The organism is Paracoccus sp. AK26 (assembly GCF_011801365.1).
In the GTDB taxonomy this organism is placed as follows: Bacteria; Pseudomonadota; Alphaproteobacteria; order Rhodobacterales; family Rhodobacteraceae; genus Paracoccus; species Paracoccus aerius.
Window position 1 is genome coordinate 63,583 of record NZ_CP041043.1, and the last position, 19,681, is coordinate 83,263.

The 19,681-nt window shown below is 69.3% G+C and carries 15 protein-coding genes; 8 read left to right on the top strand and 7 right to left on the bottom strand.

Annotation, left to right across the window (positions count from 1 at the left end):
• Positions 1-2: 2 nt before the first annotated feature.
• Positions 3-1,241, bottom strand: coding sequence for an ABC transporter substrate-binding protein (locus FIU66_RS14635; RefSeq protein WP_167623651.1), 1,239 nt, complete (start codon positions 1,239-1,241; stop codon positions 3-5).
• A 161-nt stretch (positions 1,242-1,402) separates the two neighbouring features.
• Here FIU66_RS14635 and FIU66_RS14640 point away from each other — a divergent pair, with 161 nt between their 5' ends.
• The 6 genes from FIU66_RS14640 (at position 1,403) to FIU66_RS14665 (ending at position 9,554) form a co-directional block, all read left to right on the top strand.
• Positions 1,403-2,425, top strand: a complete 1,023-nt coding sequence (locus FIU66_RS14640; protein ID WP_167623652.1) for a LacI family DNA-binding transcriptional regulator — start codon at positions 1,403-1,405, stop codon at positions 2,423-2,425.
• 95 nt (positions 2,426-2,520) lie between these two features.
• On the top strand, positions 2,521-5,700 hold the full coding sequence (locus FIU66_RS14645) for a DEAD/DEAH box helicase (protein ID WP_167623653.1): 3,180 nt from the start codon (positions 2,521-2,523) through the stop codon (positions 5,698-5,700).
• 306 nt (positions 5,701-6,006) lie between these two features.
• Positions 6,007-6,918: a siderophore ABC transporter substrate-binding protein gene (locus tag FIU66_RS14650; protein ID WP_167623654.1), complete on the top strand. Its 912-nt coding sequence runs from the start codon at positions 6,007-6,009 to the stop codon at positions 6,916-6,918.
• Complete coding sequence (locus FIU66_RS14655; RefSeq protein ID WP_167623655.1) at positions 6,918-7,862, top strand: iron chelate uptake ABC transporter family permease subunit; 945 nt, start codon at positions 6,918-6,920, stop codon at positions 7,860-7,862. Before FIU66_RS14650 ends, FIU66_RS14655 begins: the two co-directional genes overlap by 1 nt.
• Complete coding sequence (locus tag FIU66_RS14660) at positions 7,855-8,799, top strand: iron chelate uptake ABC transporter family permease subunit (RefSeq protein WP_167623656.1); 945 nt, start codon at positions 7,855-7,857, stop codon at positions 8,797-8,799. The genes FIU66_RS14655 and FIU66_RS14660 overlap by 8 nt, the downstream gene beginning before the upstream one ends.
• On the top strand, positions 8,796-9,554 hold the full coding sequence (locus FIU66_RS14665) for an ATP-binding cassette domain-containing protein (protein WP_167623657.1): 759 nt from the start codon (positions 8,796-8,798) through the stop codon (positions 9,552-9,554). The genes FIU66_RS14660 and FIU66_RS14665 overlap by 4 nt, the downstream gene beginning before the upstream one ends.
• Here the strand turns inward: FIU66_RS14665 and FIU66_RS14670 are convergent.
• The 6 genes from FIU66_RS14670 to FIU66_RS14695 all read right to left on the bottom strand — a co-directional run bounded on the left by FIU66_RS14670 (position 9,551) and on the right by FIU66_RS14695 (position 17,320).
• The gene (locus FIU66_RS14670) at positions 9,551-9,859 is read right to left on the bottom strand and encodes a DUF2218 domain-containing protein (RefSeq protein WP_167623658.1); all 309 of its coding nucleotides are present in this window, start codon (positions 9,857-9,859) and stop codon (positions 9,551-9,553) included. The two genes, FIU66_RS14665 and FIU66_RS14670, sit on opposite strands and share 4 nt — an antisense overlap.
• Positions 9,860-9,944: 85 nt before the next feature.
• Complete coding sequence (locus FIU66_RS14675) at positions 9,945-12,173, bottom strand: TonB-dependent siderophore receptor (protein WP_240544795.1); 2,229 nt, start codon at positions 12,171-12,173, stop codon at positions 9,945-9,947.
• A gap of 256 nt (positions 12,174-12,429) precedes the next feature.
• Positions 12,430-13,488, bottom strand: a complete 1,059-nt coding sequence (locus tag FIU66_RS14680) for a DUF1513 domain-containing protein (RefSeq protein ID WP_167623659.1) — start codon at positions 13,486-13,488, stop codon at positions 12,430-12,432.
• Entirely contained in the window at positions 13,488-14,483 is a 996-nt protein-coding gene (locus FIU66_RS14685) for an imelysin family protein (protein WP_167623660.1), read from the bottom strand. The genes FIU66_RS14680 and FIU66_RS14685 overlap by 1 nt, the downstream gene beginning before the upstream one ends.
• Positions 14,465-16,036, bottom strand: coding sequence for a di-heme oxidoredictase family protein (locus FIU66_RS14690; RefSeq protein ID WP_167623702.1), 1,572 nt, complete (start codon positions 16,034-16,036; stop codon positions 14,465-14,467). Before FIU66_RS14690 ends, FIU66_RS14685 begins: the two co-directional genes overlap by 19 nt.
• Positions 16,037-16,069: 33 nt before the next feature.
• Positions 16,070-17,320, bottom strand: a complete 1,251-nt coding sequence (locus tag FIU66_RS14695; RefSeq protein ID WP_370528964.1) for an imelysin family protein — start codon at positions 17,318-17,320, stop codon at positions 16,070-16,072.
• 235 nt (positions 17,321-17,555) lie between these two features.
• Between FIU66_RS14695 and FIU66_RS14700 the strand changes: the two genes are divergently transcribed.
• The gene (locus tag FIU66_RS14700) at positions 17,556-17,738 is read left to right on the top strand and encodes a CsbD family protein (RefSeq protein ID WP_167623661.1); all 183 of its coding nucleotides are present in this window, start codon (positions 17,556-17,558) and stop codon (positions 17,736-17,738) included.
• 232 nt (positions 17,739-17,970) lie between these two features.
• On the top strand, positions 17,971-19,629 hold the full coding sequence (locus FIU66_RS14705) for a BCCT family transporter (protein WP_167623662.1): 1,659 nt from the start codon (positions 17,971-17,973) through the stop codon (positions 19,627-19,629).
• Positions 19,630-19,681 lie beyond the last annotated feature (52 nt).

Sequence of the window (19,681 nt, forward strand, 5' to 3'; positions counted from 1 at the left end):
CATCACATTTCCGACTGGACGATCTGGACAAAGCGCGCGTGCGCGTCCTCGGCGCTGAGGCTTGATCCGAAGAACTCGGCCGTCAGATCCTCGATCTGGCCGCGCGAATCCGACGACATCACCAGGTCGATGGTCGGGATGGTGTTGCCGGCCTTCAGCGTTTCCAGCCCGGCCTGGGTGCATTCGTTCACTTCGGCCAGGTCGATGTCGCCGCGCACCGGCAGCGAACCCTTGGCGGCGTTGAAGGCGACCTGCGCTTCTTCGGACAGGATCACCTGGGCCAGAGCGCGCTGCGCCTCGGTCACGGCCTCGTCGTCGTTCACCGGGAAATAGATCGCGTCGCCGCCCGTGGCGATGACGGGTTCGCCCCCAAGGCCGATATGGCAGCCGTAATCCGTGCCCGCGATCTTGCCGGCCAAGGCGAACTCGCCCTGCGCCCAGTCCCCCATGACCTGGGCCGCGGCCGTGCCCTCGATGATGCGGTTGGTGGCCATGTTCCAGTCGCTGAGATTGCCGCCCGAGGCCAGGTCGCGGGCAATGGCATATTCGGCGAAGATGTTCTTCAGCGTGTCGCTGTTCAGCGCGTCCTCGTTCCGCTCGGCGAAGACCTGGTTGTAGAAGTCGGCCCCGCCGATCCCCGAGATCATCGCGTAAAGCAGCAGCGCCGTCTGCCAGCCCTGCATCCCCTGCGCCAGGGGCAGGATGCCCGCCTCGCGCAGCGCGGGGGCGGCCGCCTTCAGTTCTTCCCAGTTGGTCGCAGGCTCGATCCCCGCCTTTTCAAAGGCGGCCAGCGAGGTCCACATCCATTGCGGCGAATGGATGTTCAAGGGCGCGCAATACACGCGGCCCTCGAAGGTGCAGGCGTCCAGCAGCGAGACCGGGTTGATCGAGTCGCGCCAGCCGTTCGCCTCGGCCACTTCGGTCAGGTCCTGCATCAGCCCGGCCTCGACCAGTTCCTGCGCTTGCAGGCCGTGGTTGAACTGCGTGGCGCCCATCGGATCGCCGCCGATGATGCGCGACACCATGATCGGCCGCGCGGTCGAACCCGATCCGGCGATGGCGCCGTCGACCCAGCTATGCTCGGTCTGTTCTTCGAAGATGCGGGCCAGTTCCTGCACGGCGGCGGCCTCGCCGCCCGAGGTCCACCAATGGGTCACCTCCAGGTCGGCAGCCATCGCGCCAAAGGGCAAAATTGTCAGTGCAGCGCCCGCCAGCAGGCGGCGCATCGAAATGTTCTGCATTGTCATCCTCCCGTTTGTCCGGCGCAGCATGGCGCCGGCAGCATCGGTTCAGCCTCTCCCAGGCCGATGTAAACGATTGCTACCAAATTCATCTCATAGCCATTGCCATCCCGTCAACAAAAAATGTAATCCATTACAAAAGCGGTACGCGGCAGGAAATCATGGCCATTGGGATCAAGGACATTGCTCGGCTGGCGGGGGTCTCGACCGCGACCGTCAGCCGCGCCTTGTCGCAGCCCGCGCGGGTGTCGCCCGAAACGCGCGCGCAGGTGATGGCGGTGGTCCAGGAACACGACTATCGCGTGAACTCCTTCGCCCGATCCCTGCGCGTCAGGCGGGCGGACGCGGTGCTTGCCCTTGTGCCGAACCTGGGCAACCCGTTCTTTTCGGAAATCATCGCAGGGATCCAGGATGGCCTGACCCCTGCTGGCCTGGATCTGCTGGTCACCGATACCCTGTCCCAGCAGGAACGGCGGCAATCCCCCGTCACGCATCTTCAGGCGGCAAGGGCCGACGGGCTGATCTGCCTGGATGGGGCGCTGCCGCCCGATATCCTGGACGAACTGGCCGCGCCCGATGTGGCGGGCCGCGTGGTCTTCGCCTGCGAATGGCCCGAAGGACGCGGCTTCCCGGCCGTGCGCAGCGACAACCGCGCGGGCATGGCCCTGGCCGTGCAGCACCTGGTCGGGCTGGGCCACCGCGACTTCGCGCTGCTGACGGGGCCCGCGGGCAACATCCTGACCGAGGAACGGCGCGAAGGCGCCGAGGAGGCCTTGCGTCAGGCGGGGCTGACCCTTCCCCCCTCGCGCATCGCCGGCGGCAGCTTCGAGATTCGCGACGGCTTTCGCGCGGCGGGCGACCTGATGCGGATGCCGTCCCGGCCCACGGCGATCCTGTGCAGTTCGGACCAGCTTGCGATCGGCTGCATTTCCGGCCTGTCGGAACTGGGCGTCCGCGTCCCCCAGGACGTGTCGGTCGTGGGCTTCGACGACATTGCGCTTGCAGCCTATTCCCGCCCGCCCTTGACCACGATCCGGCAGGATCGCCGCCGCCTTGGCCGCATCGCGGCGCAGCGCCTGCTGTCCAGCCTGTCGGGCAAGCCCCCGGCCGAAACGCTGACCACCCTGCCGGTCGAGATCGTCGTGCGCCGGTCGACCGCGCCCGGCCCCAAGGCCGCGAACTAGGCCGCAGGTTGCCGGCCGGAACCGATGCCGGGGCCGCCGAATTGATCCGACGACGCGGGCAGATCCCCTGACCCAATCGGCGATCAGAGGTGCAGATGTCTGACCCCCTCCCCCCCTCCGTCGAGGCGCTGACCCTTCTGCGCGAGGCAGGCCCCGCCGACCGCATCCTGCACGTGGCCCGCGACGAACGGACAGCCGAGGCGCTGGCCGCCTTCCTGGGGCGCGTGCTGCCCGACCGCCGGGTCCTGTTCATGCCGCCCTGGGATTGCCTGCCCTTCGACAGCGCCTCGCCCACGCCCGATGCGATGGGCCGCCGCATGGCCGTCCTGCACCAGTTGCAGGATCCGCAGGCGGGCGACATCGTCGTGGCGCCGCTTTCGGTGCTTCTGCAACGCCTGCCGCCGCATGACGCCCTGCGTAGCCTGTCCATCGGGACGGGCAATCCCCTGGACACGGCAGCCCTTGAGGCCTTTGCACGGCGCGCGGGATACACCGCCGACGACCGCATCGACGAGCCGGGCGAAATCGCCATCCGCGGCGGCACGGTCGAGATTTTCGCCGCCGGCAACGCCCTGCCCTGCCGGATCGAACTGTCAGACGGCGTCGTGACCGCGCTGCGCTGCTTCGATCCCGTGACCCAGCGGTCCACCGGAGAGGTCGACCGGCTGGAGATCGTCCCTGTGACGGAACTGCCACCGGCCGAGGATCCGGCCGAACGCGGGGCGGAACATCGCCTGCCCAAGGCCTGGCAATCCCTGGCGACCCTGCCCGACCACATGGGTGATGCCCGGATCATCGCCCTGCCCGCGACCCTGGCCCTGGCGGAACGGCGGCTCGCCCGCCTTGAAGAAGCCCGCGCCGAGGCCGAGGCCGACGGGGGCCATCCCCTGCCCGTCGATGCCCTGTATGTGGGGGCGTCGGAATGGGCGGATCTGGCCCCCCGCATCCAGGCGCCTGACCCCGGCGACTGGACCTCCGTTCCCGCCTTTGCCGCCGCCGCCCGGCCGCGCGCACGGCTGGCCCAGTATCTGGTTAGCGACGCCGTGGCGGGACGGCCCGTGGTGTTTGTCGCCGGATCCGAATCGGAACGGGCGCGCATCAGCCGGATGGTAGCGCAGGCCGCGGGCGAACCGCCCGCGCGGGCCGCCACCTGGGCCGAAGCCCTCGGTCGGGACCGTGCCATCCTTCTGGCCGATCTGGCCGAAGGCGCGGTCGCCCCCGACGTGGCCCTTGTCACCGCCCAGGATCTGCTGGGCAGCCGCGCCGGATCAAGCCCCCGCCAGGCCTCGCTGCAGGCGCTGCCCTCGGCCGGGCTGGAACTGGGCGATATCGTCGTCCACCAGGACCACGGCCTTGCGCGGCTCGAAGGGCTGGAGCCGCTGGACGCGTCCGATCCCGGCACCGAGGCGATCCGCCTGACCTTTGCCCGCGACGAACGGCTGATGGTGCCGACCCATGACGCGGGCCGGATCTGGCGCTATGGCAGCGGCGATGCGGGGGTCAAGCTGGACCGCCTGCGCGGCACGGCCTGGCCCCGGCGCCGCCAGGCCACGGCCGATGCCCTGGACCGGCTGGCCGATCAGCTTGTGGCACTTGCCCGCGAACGGGATGCGGCGAAGGCACCGGAACTGGTGCCCCCTGCCCGCGACTATGAACGCTTCATCGCGCGCTTTCCATTCCAGCCCACCCCCGACCAGGCGGCGGCGGTGCGCGCGGTGCTGGCCGATATGGCATCGGGACGCCCGATGGACCGGCTGGTGATCGGCGACGTCGGCTTCGGCAAGACGGAGATCGCCCTGCGCGCGGCAGCGGCGGCCGCGCTTGGCGGCCGGCAGGTGGCGGTCTGCGCCCCGACCACCGTGCTGGCGCGGCAGCATTACGATACCTTCCGCCGCCGCTTCGCCCCCTTCGGGATCACCGTGGGCCACCTGTCGCGCCTTGTGACGGGCAAGCCCGCCGCAGCGGTCCGCGAGGGATTGGCCGACGGTTCGGTCCGCATTGCCGTCGGCACCCATGCCCTGCTGGGCAAGGGCGTGACCTTTGCCGATCTGGGCCTGCTGGTCATCGACGAGGAACAGCGCTTCGGCGCCGCCCAGAAGGAAAAGCTGCGCGACCTGGGCCAGGGCCTGCACGTCCTGTCGATGAGCGCGACCCCCATCCCCCGGACCTTGCAGACGGCCCTTGTCGGGTTGCAGGATCTCAGCATCCTCCACACGCCCCCTGCCCGCCGCCGCCCGATCCGCACCCTGCTGGCCGATGACGGGGATGCAACGCTGCGCCAGGCCCTGCTACGCGAACACCGCCGCGGCGGGCAAAGCTTCGTGGTCGTGCCGCGGGTCGAGGATATCGCGCCCGTGGCCGAACGCCTTGAACGCCTGCTGCCCGCCCTGCGGCTGCGCGTCGCCCATGGCAGCCTTTCGGCGCGAGAGATCGACGAGGTGATGGTGGGCTTCGCCGGGGGCGATGGCGATGTCCTTCTGGCGACCGGGATCATCGAAAGCGGGCTGGACGTGGCGCGGGCCAACAGCATGGTGATCCTGCGCCCGGCGCTGTTCGGCCTGGCACAGTTGCACCAGTTGCGCGGCCGGGTGGGGCGCGGCCCGGTGCAGGCCTATTGCCACCTTCTGACGGCGGAGGGCGAGGACCTGTCCGAGGATGCGCAGAAACGCCTGGGAACCCTGCAGGCCATGGACCGGCTGGGCGCGGGAATGGCCATCAGCGCGGCCGATCTCGACCGGCGCGGTTCGGGCGACCTGCTGGGGGAACGGCAGGCGGGCCATGTGCAGCGGGTGGGGCTGGGGCTTTACCAGCAGATGCTGGCGCAGGCCCTGCGGCGCGCAAAGGGGCTGGCCGAGGTTCCGCCTCCGCCGCAGGTGCCGGGCGAACCGGGCCACATCCCCGCGGATTATGTCCCCGAACCGGAGAACCGGCTGGACCTGTATCATCGCATCGCCCGCGCCTCGGACGCGGCCGAGGTCGCGCGCCTTGCGGACGAGATCGCGGACCGCTTCGGCCCCCTGCCGGAACCCACCGTCACGCTGCTGCGCGCGGCAGGCCTGCGCGCGCTTGGCGCGGTGCTGGGTGTCGAGACCCTCAGCCTCGGCCCCGAAGGGGTGGCGCTGTGCTTCCGCGACGGGGTGGACATGGAAGACCGCGCGCCCCTGGCCCTGGACCTGGACGGCGTCGCGATCGAAGATCGCCGCCTGACGCTGCACCACCCCGGCCCCGAGGACCGCCTGGACGTGGCAAGCGACCTGCTGGAACGGATGGCCTGACGGGTCCGCCGAGATGAACCTTCGTCTGGCATGGTAAGACGGGTTCCAAATCAGAATTGACATGTCAGTTAAGCATGTGGGTGGCCCAAACGAACCGGACGGGACGTTCAGCCCCTGCCAATGGACTTCAAAACCTAGGACAATCATGACCTTGGAAGGGATTTAACAAGGCAATTACAGCAGGTTGGCAGCGCCTGCCGCCGCACCCCCTTGCATTCCCGCATTTCCCGAGTCTTTTACTTGCCAATCCCGGCCGGCGGCGAGGCTTGTCGTCAGCGCCGTGCCCGCATCTTGAAAGGCAGCGTCGTGAAGAACCTGATACTTGCCCTTGCCCTGGCCGTTCCGGCAAGCGCCTTGGCGGACATCGTGACCGAAACCGTAACGGTCCGGACGGCAGTCGGCGAGGTTGCGGCGCCGGTCGCGCCGGAAACCGTCGTGGCCCTGGATTTGGCGGCACTCGACAGCCTGGCCGCGCTTGGCGTGCCGGTGGCGGGTCGTCCCGACATGACGCCTCCCGCCTATCTTGCCAAAGCCGTTGAGGGCGTGCCCACCGTCGGCACCCTGTTCGAGCCGGATTTCGAGGCCCTGGCCGTCATGGCCCCGGACCTGATCGTCGCGGGCGGCCGGTCGCAGCCGCAGGTGGCGGCGCTGTCGCGGATCGCGCCGACGCTGGACATGACGGTCGGGGCCGAGGATCTTGTCGAGGAAGCCAAGGCCCGGCTGGACGCCTATGGCGCCATCTTCGACCGCGCCGAACAGGCACGGGACCTGAAGGACGACCTTGATGCGGCGCTTGATGAAACGCGGACGGCGGTGGGGGGCAAGGGGAACGCCCTGATCCTGCTGGTCAGCGGCACCAAGATTTCGGCCTATGGCGCCGGGTCGCGCTTTGGCTGGCTGCACGACCGGCTGGACCTGCCCCAGGCGGTTCCCGATCTTCGCGAAGGCAATCACGGCGAAGCTGTGTCCTTCGAGTTCCTGGCCAAGGCCGACCCGGACTGGCTGCTGGTGATCGACCGGGGCGCGGCCATCGGCCAGGGCGGCGAAGCGGCCGCGGCGACGCTGGACAATCCCCTTGTCGCGGGCACCAAGGCCGGAAAGGCCGGCCAGATCCTGTATCTGGACGGCGCGGCCATGTATCTGGCCGCGGGCGGGGTCCAGTCGCTGATGCTGACCCTGGAACAGCTGCGCCAATCCTTCGCGGATGCCGGCGCCTGATGAGGGGATGGACCGCCGCGGGGCTGGCACTTGGGGTTCTCGTGGCGGCAAGCCTCGGGATCGGCGCGGGCGATCTGTCGGGGGCCGACGGGGGGCAGCTGTTCCTGGCCAGCAGGATGCCGCGCACGGCCGCGGCGCTTCTGGCGGGCGCGGGACTGGCGCTTGCCGGGGCCGTGGTGCAGATGGCGGTGCAGAACCGCCTGGTCGAGCCCGGCCTGACCGGCACCCCCGAATCCGCGATGGCGGGTCTGCTGGCGGTGACGCTGATCGCGCCCGGCACGCCGCTGCTGGGCAAGATGATCGTGGCCTCGGTCGCGGCGCTTGCAGGGACGGCGGGCTTTCTGCTGCTGGCGCGGCACATCCCGCGCGAGGATCCGATCCTGCTGCCGCTGGTGGGGCTGGTCTATGGCGGCATCCTGGGATCGGCCGTCACCTGGATCGGCTGGACGACCGACCTGATGCAGCTTCTGTCCAGTTGGCAACTGGGAGAGTTCTCGGGCATCCTGCAGGGCCGCTATGAGCTGCTGTGGCTGATCGCGGGGCTTGCGGCGCTGCTTTATGCCATCGCCGACCGGATCACGATGCTGAGCCTGGGCGAGGACCGCGCCCGGAGCCTTGGCCTCGACTATCGCGGGACGCTTTTGTCGGGGCTGGTCGTGGTGGCGGTGATCGTTGCGGCGGTGGTGGTCACGGTGGGGGTGCTGCCTTTCGTGGGGCTGATCGTTCCCAACCTCGTGTCCCGCTGGCGGGGCGACAACCTGCGCGCCAATCTGCCGATGATCGCGGCGGCGGGCGGCGGGGCGGTGCTGGCGTCCGATGTCCTTGGCCGCGTCATCCGCTGGCCCTACGAGATACCGGCGGGCACGATTTTCGCCGTCGCGGGGGCGGTCCTGTTCCTGTGGCTGCTTTATGCCCCCGGCAAGGCGCCGCGCCGCCATGGCTGACCGGTCCCTGCTAATCCTCGCCGCGGCCTGCGCGGGCGCCGCGGCCGTCTATCTGGCCTGGGGGCTGCAAGGCCCCTACGGCTTCATCCTGTCGCTGCGCGCGACAAGGCTGGCCGCGCTTGCCATGGTGGGCGCCTCGGTCGGTGCGGCCACGGTGATCTTCCAGACCATCACCGCGAACCGCCTGCTGACCCCCGGCATCGTCGGCTTCGATTCGCTGTTCGTGCTGATCCAGACCCTGCTGGTGCTTGGCCTTGGCGGCGTGGGCTATGCCGCCCTTCCCGCCTTCCCGAAGTTCCTGGTGGAGATCCTGTGCCTGTGCGCCGTCGCTATCGCCCTGTTCGCCAGCGTGCTGCGGGCCGGATCGTCGGACATGACCCGGCTGGTCCTGACCGGGGTGATCCTGGGCGTGCTGATGCGCGGCCTGACAGGCTTCGTGCAGCGGCTGCTTGACCCGACCGAGTTCGCCCTGGCCCAGGCCGCCACCTTCGCCAGCTTCAATTCGGTTGACCCGGTCCAGGTGGCCTTTGCGGCGCCCATCCTGATCCTGGCCCTGCTTCTGGCCTGGCGCCTTTCGCCCGTGCTGGACGTCGTGCTTCTGGGCCGGGACGGCGCGCGGTCGCTGGGGGTCGATCACGAGCGGCTGACGATGGCGGCGCTTGCGGTGGTGGCGATGCTGGTCGCGACCTCGACCGCCGTGGCGGGGCCGGTGACCTTCCTGGGCCTTCTGGCCGCAAGCCTTGCGGCGGCCGCGCTGCCGCACTGGCGCCACGCGGTGCTGATCCCTGGGGCGGCGCTGACGGGCGCGCTGATCCTGATCGTCGGGCAGTTCCTGTTCGAAAGGCTGCTGGGCCTGCAATCCACCCTGCCCGCCATTGTCGAATCCCTGGGTGGGCTGGTGTTTCTGGTGATGGTCCTTAAAAGGCGGACGGCATGATACGGGTAACGAACCTTGGCCTGGCCATCGACGGCAAGACGATCCTCCACGACATCAGCGCCCGGATCCCGCCGCAAGGCCTGACGGCGGTGATCGGCCCCAACGGCGCGGGCAAGTCCAGCCTGCTTTACTGCCTGTCGGGCCTGACCCGGCCGACATCCGGCCAGGTCAGCATCGACGGCGCCGACATCACGGCGGCGCGGGCGACGGACCGCGCCAGGATGCTGGCGTTGCTGCCGCAGGTGACGCCTGCCCTGCCCCGTCTGACGGTGGCCGACCTTGTGGCCTTTGGCCGCTGGCCCCACCACAGGGGCCGTCCCAACGACACGGACCGCCGCATCGTCGCGCAGGCGATGCGGGACCTGGATCTGGACGACCTGCTGGACCGCCGCCTCGATACCCTGTCGGGCGGGCAGAGGCAGCGGGCCTTCATCGCCATGAACCACGCCCAATCCACGCCCTGGATGCTGCTGGACGAACCGCTGTCCGCCCTTGATCCGCGCTATGCGTCCGACATCATGGCCCGGCTGGTCGAGCTGTCGCGTCCCGGCACGGGCCGCGCGATCGTGGTGGTGATGCACGACCTGGCGATGGCCGTGCGCCATGCCGACTGGGTGATCTGCCTGAAGGCGGGCCGCCTGTTCCGGTCCGGCCCCCCGTCCGAGACGCTGACCGGCGCCGGCCTGTCCGCGCTGTTCGACACCCCCATCCATGTCGAGCATCTTCGCGGCCGCCCGGTGGTCATCATCGACTAGCCGGTCGCCTGCCCGGCGCCGTCGCGTTTCCAGTCGAAGACCAGTTCCTCGCGGAAGGCGAAGCGCTGCAGGTGGTCGGCCACCACCCCCTCCAGCCGGTCCAGCCCCTCGGCCGTGGCGTCGGCGATCTGGACGTCCAGCCCGGCCTCGCTGGCCGACAGGGTCACGACCTGGCCGTCGCCGAATGCGATGCGCCCGGAACGGTCGTCGAACTCTACCGCGAAGCGGTGGCTCCAATGCTTGCAAAGCTGCTGCAGATAGCGGCTGGCATGGCCGGTGGCCGCATGGGCACGGGATGTCGTCATGGCTTGTCCTTCGAATGGCGGGCTTGCTGCCCCGGTGGAACGGCCGGACGGGGCGATCCGCGCCCGGCCTTGTGCTGTCCTTGCGCTAGAACCTGATCGACGCCGAGACCGAATAGGTGCGCGGCGCGCCCGTGGACAGGAAGCCCCGCGCCGACGTCGCCCAATAGTTCTCGTCCAGGACGTTCTCGACCTGGGCGCGGAGCTGGATGTCCCGGCCGTCGGCCCGTGCCACCGCATAGCGCACCCCCAAGTCGAGCCGGGTCCAGCCGTCCACCTTCTGGGTGTTGGCCTGGTCGTACCAGGTCGATCCGCCATGCATCAGGCGGCCGGTCAGCGTCAGGTCGCGGATCCCGGGCGTGTCGTATTCGGCGTAAAGGCTGACCGCCGTGTCGGGAATGCCGGGGGCGTCCTTGCCGTCGAACGCGCCATCCTGGGTGCGAACCAGCGTGGCGTCCAGAAAGGTCACGCCGCCCAGCAGGCGCAAGCCCTCCATCGGCTCGCCCGCGACCGACAGCTCCAGCCCCCGGTTGCGCTGCTGGCCCCCGACCGAAAAGACGTTCGTGGCCGGATCGGTGATGCCGTTCGGCTGGCGGATCTCGAACAAGGCCGCGCCCAGGGCCACGGTGCCGGTGTCGTATTTCAGCCCGACCTCGCGCTGCCGGTTGACGGTGGCGGGGAAGATCTCGCCCGCGTTCACGGCGGCGGTCGGCGCGATCTGCCCCTCGGTCAGCGCCTCGACATAGTTGGCGTAGACCGACAATCCGTCCGTGATCCGGTAGGACGCGGCGACGGCGGGGGTGAAGGCCTCGTCCTCGTAAAGATAGTTCCGCTCGCCCACCGGGGCCTCGGGGATGCCGGGGCGGGTGTTGAAGCCGCGCGACCGGATGGTCTGGTAGCGCCCGCCGATGGTCAGTTGCAGCCGGTCCTGGTCAAAGGACAGCGTGTCGGACACGGCAATGCTGGTCGCTGTCAGATCGGCGAAGGGGATCAAGTCGCCGGACCGGGGAAGGCCGGTCGTGTCCACCGAACCGTCCGGCAGATAGACCGGGTCGTAGATGTTGGTGGGGTTTTCCGGGAAGACCAGAAGGCGCGGGTTGAAGCGGCCCCGGTCGTTCTCGTTCACCGAACGCGCCGCCGACAGGCTGAGCGCATGGCCGACGCTGCCCGTCATGAACTGGGACCGCAGCCCCACCTCGCCCGAGAAGCCCTGGATCTGCTGCGGGTTATAGCCGAAGGTGTTCAGCGCATCGCCATCCGCATCCTGGATCACATAGTTCGAGGTCAGGAAATCCTCGCGGTACCGGCTGGCCCCCGCAGCAGCGTAGATCGTCGTGTCTGGGCGGATGTCGTATTCCAGCCGCCCCGCGATCATGCGATGGCTGCTGTCGTGGTATTCGAAGGGATTGGCGGTGTTCACCTTGCCGTCGGGCGCATCGGGGATGTCGATGCCTGGCAGGGCTGCGTTGAACAGCGAGGTCGGCGCGTCGAGGTTCTGGTCGGACAGGCTCGCGTCAAGCGAGGCGCGCAGCCGGTCGCCGCGGTAGTCCAGCCCCAGCGTCGCCACGCCGACCTCGACGCTGTTGTTGTCAAGCGCGCTGTCGCCCGCCCGCCAGGACCCGTTGGCGCGCAGGCCCCATTCCCCGCCGGTGCCGAAGCGCCGCCCCACGTCCAGATGCGTCCACACCTGCGAATCCGACAGGATGCTGGTGGTCAGTTGCGTCAGGGCCTGATCGCCCGCCCGCTTGGGCACCAGGTTGATCGTCCCGCCGACGCGACCGACCCCGCCATTGGCAAGGGCGGTCGGTCCCATCAGGACATCGACCTGCGCGATGCCTTCAAGCGCGCTGCGGCGGGGATTGGCCAGATAGGGCAGCCCGTCGAACAACGTGTCAAGGTTGGTGACGGAAAAGCCGCGGATGAAGAAGGAATCGCGCTCGCTGAAGGTGGGGGCGTCCTGGCGGATCGAAGGGTCGTTCGATACCAGATCGCCAAGGCTGATCGCCTGCTGGTCCTGGATCAGGGCCTCGGTAAAGCCCGTGACGCGGAACGGTGCCGATTGCGCGTCGCGGTTCCCAAGCGCGCCAAGCCGGACCTGGGTCGACACCTGGCCGCCTGCATAGGGCGCGGCGGGCGCGTCGATGGTCCCGGTGCGCAGGTCTGCCGCGTCCAGCGTGATCGGCGCCAGGACCGTGGGCTGGGCCGGATCGGCAACCGGTTGGGCCAGGGCCAGGGCCGGACCAAGCGCGGCCATCGAGACGCCCAGAAGCAACTGCGGAACATGTCTGACGAAGTAACGGCTTGCGGGGCGATGCATTGGTCCATCCTGAGGTTGAAGAAGACGCGCCAAGTCCGGCCTCGTCGGTCGGCGCTGATTCTTTACAATTATAGTCAACAATCGTGGAAGGGGAAAAAGAACCCGCCGCGGCAAGTCGATCTTGCTGGTCTTTCACGGCTTCCTGTTGCCGATCTGCATCTCGTGGCGCGGCGCCGCCGGCAGCGCGGCGCGACTTCACCGGCCCCCGTCTCTGGCCAGCACCCGATGCTTTCCGCCTGACCGGAAAGGCTGGCGCCTAGCCGATGCGGACCAGATGGTTGTCCCAGGCCAGGTCGTGGCGGGCGCGCAGGCGCAGGCCGGCTTCATCGGCAGACCAGATCGCGCCGCCGCCATCGGTGAAGGTGAAGGGGGCGTCGGCTGCGGGGGCCACGCCGCAGATGTCGGCGCGGCGCAGGGTGGCGCGGTGGGCGCCCCCTTCGTCATGGATCATCGCCACCCCGCCGCGGGGCGAGGTCACGGCGATCAGCCCCCCATTGGCCGCGATCGATCCCGCATAGCCGCGCATGGCCGCGGCCTGATCCTCGGGCGGGATGGCCAGGGTCAGCGCGGACCCAAGGATGCCCAGCAGCGGGACCGTCTCGGCCGGGTCGCCCTGCCATTGCATGGCAAAGGCAACACCGTCCCGCAGCAGCGCCAGGTGCCTGATCGAGTTCTGGTGCAGGCCCGGATCCAGTTCGGTCAGGGACAGAAGCCCGCCCGACGGCGACAGGACGGCAAGGTTCGGGCGCATCCGGCCCAGGTTCAGGGGCGTGCGGTCCAGCGGGTCGGTCTCGATCCCGCCATTGGCCAGGATGATCGCCCCGTCCGCGCGGGTTCGCACTTCGTGCGGGCCGATGCCGTGGCTGTCCATCTGGCCCAGCCGGGCATAGTCCTGCGCGGCGTCCCAGATGCCGATCCGGCCCGCCGAACCCTGTGCCACCACCTCGGAGGTGTAGAGAAGCCGGCCATCGGGCGAAAAAGCGCCGTGGCCGTTGAACTGCAGGCCCGGCGGCGGCGCAAGGCGGTGCAGGACCGCGCCCGTCCGGCAGTCCAGCACCAAGGCGAACAGGCCAGGGCGGCGGGCAAAGGCCACGGCCTCGGCCCGGCCGGGATGGGCGGCTGCGGCATGGCCGCGACCGGGCAGCGGGACCGCGAAGACCAGCCCGCCGCCGGGGTCGATCCCGTAAAGCGCGTGGCTGTCGTCCGGCGCGCGCGCCGCGGCGACGCAAGCGGGCGATCCTGCCGCAGCCCAGCCCCGGCGGGGCAGGATCGCCGCCGCCGCCAGCCCCTTGATCACCATGCGCCGGTTGGCCATCAGTCACCATCCTTTGCGTTGAACCCGGTCGAGACGCCAAGCGCCGCCCCGATCTCGGTCTCGACGGCCGCCTGGGCGGATTGCACCGCCTGCTGGAGGATCTCGACCTTCAGCCGTCCCTGCGGCGTGGCCACCCCTGCCAGGACCGGGTCTTCCAGGTCCTGGGCCAGCGCCAGCGCGCGGTTGAAGGCGGCCTGGGTCAGCGGCGCGTCGGGATGCAGCGCCAGGGCCAGATCCCGCAAACCTTCCAGCGACAGGCGGATGTTGCGCAGGCTGCGGCCGGACGCCACCGCCTCGGCCCGTTCCGGCCGGGGCTTCTGGAACGTCCCCAGTGGCCGGCCAAGCCGCCCGTCGGACAATGATGCCAGCCCCGTCACCAGTTGCGTGAACAGCGCCTGCCGCGCCTCGTCCGTGGTCAGGTAGCTGGTGTTCGCGTCCCCAGGCGTCGTCAGCAGCGCCGCGTGGGCCGGCCATTCGGCAGCGATCTCGGCCGTCATCCGCGCCAGATCCGCCGCCGTGGCCCGACGCAAGGCGCAAAGCCTGTCCTCGGCGCCCGTCAGGGCCGAGGGGTATAGCAGCCGTTCCAGCCCCGAAAGCTCGCGCGCCGCGACCGAGACCTGGGCAAGGCGGGCGGGATCCGCAATCACCTGCGGATCGCCCGCGACAAGCGCCTGCTGCGCCCGCAGGCCCGACGATTTCGGATCGGGCCAGAAGGCGATTGCAAGCGACCGCCCCTGTTCCTCGACGGGGCCGAGGCGCTGGAAATCGATCCGCGCCCAGGCGTCCCAGGCCTGCTGGAACGGCGACCGCATCGCCGCGGGGGCGCAGTCCTGCCGGGCGGCGGCGTCCAGGTCTGCCGCGGCATCGGCCAGCCCGGCATAGGCGGGCGTGATGACCTGATCCACGGCCTCGGCCAAGTCCGCCGTCGCGGGCGTCCCCAGCAGCGCCGCAACGGCTGCAAGGGCCGCCAAGCGGGTCAAAGCGATCGGAGCCATGCGATCAACGCCTTTCGGTCAGGGGTGGGCAGGGCGACGACCGCGTCCCGGGCGGGCTGGGCTTCGCCCCCATGCCACAGGATCGCCTCGATCAGGGAACGGGCGCGGCCGTCGTGCAGGTAGCTTTCGACGCCCGTGACGGTGCCGTTCAGCGAGATGCCCCACAAGGGCGCGGTGCGCCATTCGCGCCCCGTCGCGCGGCTTTCGGGCCGGTTGTCGGCCAGCCCCTCGCCCATGTCGTGCAGCAGCATGTCGGAATGGGGCCAGATCAGCTGGAAGCTTTGTTCGGGCCGGCCGTCCAGCCGATGCGTCACGAACTTGGGATTGTGGCAACTGGTGCAGCCGATGTCATGCGCGATCTTCTTGCCCCGCAGGACCTGCAGATCATCCAGGTCGCGCCGGGCCGGCACCGCCAGGTTGCGGCTGTAGAAGGTCACCAGGTCCAGGCCCAGGCCGTCCACCTCCAGCCCCTCGCGGACGTCCGGTTCCTGCCCGGCCGGTGCGGCGCGGCAGGCGGCCTGCGCTTCGCTGCATTCGCCGAAGGGAAAGGGGAACAGCGGGTTCGACAGGCCCATGTCACCCAGAAAGGCGCTTGCCGATTGTTCGCGGATCGTCGCGTTGCCGGCCTTGTGGCCGAAGCGGCCCAGCATCGGGCGGTCGAATTCGCTGGACCAGACGATCTGCGGCCTGCCGGATATGCCATCCCCGTCCCGGTCGTCGGCATCGGCCAGGGCCAGGATGTCTGCCACCGGCACCGCCTCGAGCAGGCCAAGCCCGATCATCTGCGGGGCGACGCGGGCCGAGATCTGCAGGTCTGGATGCGGCGCGCCATGCGCGGGGTCTTCCACCGCAAAGGACGGGCGGCGCAGTGTGACGACCGTGCCGTCGGCCAGGGTCACGGGTTCCTCGGCCCAGGCGACGCCCATCCGCGCCTCGGCCAGGAAACCCGCCAGGGCCAGATCCTGCAACTGCGCACCATAGACCGGATCGGGGCTGGTGGCGATATAGTCCGGGATCTCGGGCCGGGCAGGTCCGCCGGGGACCGACAGGCGCAGGAAGGCGGAAACGCGGCTGTCGTCCGGCCCCTGTGGCAGATGCCCGCGCCCGTCCTTGATGTGGCAGTTCTGGCAGGCGCGGGCGTTGTAAAGCGGCCCCAGCCCGTCGCTGCCCCTGGTCGAGGATGGCGCGCCGACCCAGAGCTTGCGGAAGATGGCGTTGCCCAGCTTGAAATCCATCTCGCGCGCGCGGGGCAGGTTGGGCGGGAAATGCGAAAAGGCATCCGCGTTCGGGACGAAACGCGCCGTGGCGGCCCCGGCGGGCTTGTCCTCGAAGGGTTCGGGACGGGTGAAATCGGCAGGCGGCGCCAGCACTGCGGCGATGCGCGCGGCCTCGGCCCTTGTGCGGGGGATGATGGGCAGATGGGGTTCCGCCTGCCAGTCCGTGGCCGTGGCCGGGCCGGGCGCCACCGGTACCGCCCGCAGCGCATCGGAGGGGGTGTCGGACAGGCCCGGCGCGACGGCCGCGCCAAGGCTGGCCGCCAGGGCCACAGCCATCCCGATCAGGACGCGCGCCACCGCAGGACCGCCTTACTGGAAGACCGCGTTCGGATCGTCGAGGCTGTCGGACCCTTCGAAGGCGATGCCGTCCAGGCCAAGGGCCGCGACCGCGCGTTCGATGGATTTCGCCTGTTTCGCCAGTCCGTCCACGCCTGCCTGGATGACCGCCGCGCCTTCCTGGTCGCCCGGCGCCAGCATCTGGTCATAGGCCATCCCCGCTTCGGCCTTGTCGCGCAGCGCGGTCAGCGCCACCATCGTGGCGGCAAGATCGGCCTGCAGTGCCTGATCCAAGCCGGCATCGGCCTCGGCCACCAGGCCCGACAGGGACGGGCCCGCGACTTCGCTGCCATCCACCCGCACATAGCGGCCCAGATAGACGTTCTGGATGCCAAGCCCGTCATGGTAGTGGCTGAGATGGGTCTGGTCCGAGAAGCAGTCATGCTCTTCCTCGGGGTCGTTCAGCATCAGGCCCAGCTTCATCCGCTCTCCGGCCTGCTCGCCATAGGACAGGCTGCCCATCCCGGTCAGCATGGCGCGCAGCCCGGCCTGCGGATCGGCCGTGACCGCCGCGCGGGCGGGGCCGTCCGTTTCCCAGTTGCCGGTCATTTCCCGCAGGTCGGACACCAGCAGATCGGTCGCGGCGACAAGGTATTGGGCGCGGCGGTCGCAATTGCCGTTGGTGCAGCCCGCGCCCGCCAAGAAATCCGTATGGGGGCGGCTTCCCGCGCCCGGCCCCGTTCCGTTCAGATCCTGCCCCCACAGCAGGAACTCGATCGCGTGATAGCCCGAGGCGACATTGGCCTCGATCCCGCCTGCCTCGTGCAGCGCGCGGATGGTGTCGGGGGTGATGGTCGCCGCATCCAGCGTCTCGGATCCCAGTTCAAGGACGGGGTTGGCGATCACGTTCAACTGCGCCAGCTCGTTATCCTCGGTCGAGGGGGTGCCTTCGGCCACATAGTCGATCAGCCCCTCGTCCAGCGGCCAGGCGTTCACCCGCCCTTCCCAGTCGTCGACGATGGGGTTGCCGAAGCGGAACACCTCGGACTGCTGATAGGGAACGCGCGCGGCCGTCCAGGCCTGGCGCGCGGCGGCCAGGGTTTCGGGCGAGGGATCGGCCACCAGGTCGCCCACCGCCCGTCGCAGGGCCTGGGCCGTGGACAGGCTGTCCCCATAGGTCGCAAGCGCAATATCCGCATAGGTGGTCACGACCTCGGCCGGGCCGGCCAGGACAGGGGCGAGAAGCAGGCACAGGACCAGCGGGAATCGACGGCGCAGCGACATGGTCATTTCCTTGAGGAAGGCGGGATCGGGGACAGGCACTGCCGGTCCACCCAAGTCTTTTTGTCGGATTTCGCGGCAAGTCAATCGGAATATGCGGCCGTGGGTTTTGCCGGGCCTTGTTCCCGCCTGCCCGTCACGCTGCGATCACGTTCCCGCGGGCCGCCGCCCACTGGCGGAACGGCCGCCCCCGGACCGCGTTGGTCCTGCGAAACCTGACAAACGAAGGAGCACCGAAATGGGCGAGATGACCGACAAGCTGAAAGCGGCGGCGAACAAGACGGCGGGCAGCGTGAAGGACAGCATCGGCAAGATGACCGACGACCAGTCCCTGCAGGCCGAGGGCAAGGCCCAGAAGACCAAGGGTTCCGCGCAGGACGTGACGGGCACCGTCAAGGGCAAGCTCGGCAACGACATCTGAACCGGGGTCCAGCCCCTGCCCAAGACCCCGCTTTTGCGGGGTCTTTTGCGTGGCGGGACTGCAAGAATGGCCTTTCCGCGCCATCCGGGCTGAACTTTCAGCGCCCCGGGGTGTTTGGCTTCACAATCGCCGCCGGTAACGGGACCGAGAGCAGCCTGCGCATCATGACCTGTGGGCCGTTCCCGCATCCTTTTTCCGGCAGAAGCCATGCGACACGGAAAAGGACCCGCATTTGCCCGATCAAGCCGTCCCCCTCGACCCGCAGACGCCCGATGCCATTCCCGCCCCCGAGGGCGCGACCCAGGTGATCCAGACGGATTACGAGGTGGGCCAGGACAACATCAACTATCGACGCCGGTTCGTGTTCGAGCTTGATATCCACAACATCGTCTTCAGCATCTCGGCCCTGGGGGTGGTCGCCTTCACCCTCTTGACGCTGATGTTCCAGAACACGCTGGATCCGCTGTTCGCGGGCTTGCGGGATTTCCTGACGGCGAACCTCGACTGGTTCTTCATCGTGGTGGGCAACCTGTTCGTGCTGCTGTGCCTGGCGCTGATCGTTCTGCCGCTTGGCCGCATCAGGCTGGGCGGGCCGGATGCGACGCCCGACTACAGTTATCTGTCCTGGTTCTCGATGCTGTTCGCGGCCGGCATGGGCATCGGGCTGATGTTCTATGGCGTGTCCGAGCCCTTGGGCAACTACACCGCCGCCTTCGACGGGCCGGTCACGGGACCGGACGGGGCGCGGACGGACTGGGCGCCCCTGGACGGGGTGCCGGGCGATGCGGAAGGTGCGCGCCGGCTGGCCATGGCCGCCACGATCTTCCACTGGGCGCTGCATCCCTGGTCGATCTATGCCATCGTCGCGCTGTCCTTGGCGCTGTTCTCGTTCAACAAGGGCCTGCCGATGACCCTGCGGTCGATCCTGTACCCGATCTTCGGGGAACGGGTCTGGGGCTGGCCGGGCCATGTGGTCGACATCCTGGCCGTCTTCGCGACGATCTTCGGGCTGTCCACCTCGCTTGGGCTGGGCGCGCAGCAGGCAAGCGCGGGGCTGAACTTCCTGTTCGGGCTGCCCGCCACCACCGGCGCGATGATCTTCCTGATCATCATCATCACCGGGATCGCCACCGCATCGGTCGTCGCCGGGATGGACAAGGGCGTCAAGCGTCTGTCCGAGATCAACATGGGCCTTGCGGTCCTGCTGCTGTTCTTCGTGATCGCCGCAGGCCCGACGATGCAGATCGCCACGGGCTTCTTCAAGAACCTGCAGGCCTATGCCCAGTACCTGCCGGCGCTGTCGAACCCGGTCGGCCGCGACGACGACAACTTCCGCCAGGGCTGGACCGCCTTCTACTGGGCCTGGTGGATCAGCTGGTCGCCCTTCGTGGGCATGTTCATCGCCCGCGTCAGCCGCGGCCGCACCGTGCGCGAGTTCCTGATCGCGGTGCTGCTGATCCCCTCGCTGGTCTCGACCCTGTGGATGACGGCGCTTGGGGGCACGGCGATCAGCCAGGTGGTGAACCAGGGGCTGGTCTCGGTCCAGGACGCCGCGCTTGAACTGCAGCTGTTCGAGATGCTGGCCCATCTGCCGCTGACGGGGATCACGTCGCTGGTGGGGATCGTGCTGGTCATCGTGTTCTTCGTCACCTCGTCGGATTCCGGGTCGCTGGTCATCGACACGATCAGCGCGGGCGGCAAGATGAACGCGCCGACCCCGCAGCGCGTGTTCTGGGCCACCGTCGAGGGGCTGATCGCGATCGCCCTGCTGCTGGGCGGCGGGCTGGCCGCGCTGCAGGCGATGGCGGTATCGACCGGATTTCCCTTCGCCATCGTCCTGCTGGGCGCAAGCTTTGCCCTTGTGAAGGGGCTGATGGCCGAGCCGCGATGACGACCCGCGGGCGGGCGTGCCGGATCAGGACCGGCAGGCCCCTGGCCGGCGG